This is a genomic window from Promicromonospora kroppenstedtii DSM 19349, assembly GCF_000515355.1.
In the GTDB taxonomy this organism is placed as follows: Bacteria; Actinomycetota; Actinomycetes; order Actinomycetales; family Cellulomonadaceae; genus Promicromonospora; species Promicromonospora kroppenstedtii.
On the sequence record NZ_KI911654.1, the window covers coordinates 3358 to 4351 of the forward strand.

Annotated in this window: 2 protein-coding genes; both read right to left on the reverse strand. The window is 73.9% G+C overall.

The genetic code is table 11. The features are described 5' to 3' along the window. Window positions 1-348: FAD-dependent oxidoreductase (locus tag PROKR_RS34555; protein ID WP_036962926.1), on the reverse strand; the 348-nt coding region annotated here is incomplete at its 3' end. After that, a partial coding sequence (locus tag PROKR_RS10545) for a molybdopterin oxidoreductase family protein (protein ID WP_036962928.1) occupies window positions 345-994 on the reverse strand: 650 nt, incomplete at its 5' end. The genes PROKR_RS10545 and PROKR_RS34555, both read right to left, overlap by 4 nt.

Consider the following 994-nt stretch of genomic DNA (forward strand, 5'->3'; position numbering starts at 1 on the left):
CGGGATGCGGGCGGCCGCGCCGGTCGCCAGCACCACGTGGTCGTACGGGTGCAGGGTGCCGTCGTCGGCGTGCACCACCCGGGACGCGCGGTCGATCGACGCCGCGGTGACGCCCCGGCGCACCGTGACACGGGCGCCGTCGGGCAGGGGCATCGTGATGGCCGCGACGTCGGTGCGGCCGGCCACGACGTCGCTCAGCAGCACCCGGTTGTACGGCTCGTAGGGCTCGCTGCCGAGCACCGTGATGTCGAAGGCCTCGGGCTCCCGGCGCAGCAGCTCGTCGACGAGCCGCGAGCCGACCATCCCGAACCCCACCACGACCACCTTCACAGGGACACGCAGGTTCATGTCGAGAGCTCCTTCTGTACGGGACCCCGCTGGTCGAGCTTGTCGGGACCGGGCGCGGCGGACGTCGCCCGGGTCCCGACAGGCTCGGCCTCCGCAGGGGCCATCGAGACGTCCACCGCGCAGACCTTGAACTCCGGCATCCCGGAGATCGGGTCGGTCGCATCCGTCGTCACCTGGTTGACCGACCCGGCGCCGCTCCAGTGGAACGGCATGAAGACCGTGTCGGGGCGCACGGCGTCGGTCCAGCGCGCCGTCGCCTCGACGCGGCCGCGCGCGCTGGTGAGGCGCACGCGGGCACCGTCGGGCACGCCGATGCGGAAGCCGAGCACCGGGTGCAGCTCCACGTACGGCTCGGCCACGAGCTTCTCCAGCTCGGCCACGCGGTGGGTCTGCGCACCCGACTGGTAGTGCTGCAGAACCCGGCCGGTGACCAGGTAGAACGGCGCTGCGGGCCGCACGTCGTCGCTCGGGCCCACGTGGTCGACGGGCACCATGCGCGCCCGCCCGTCGGACGTCGCGAACCGGTCGAGGAACAGCCGGGGCGTGCCGGGATGCGGCGTCGTGCCAGATCCACGGGTCACCCCCGGGAGCTGTGGGTCCGACACGGCCGGGACCGGCCAGAACAGGCCGGGGCCGCCGGCCGCCT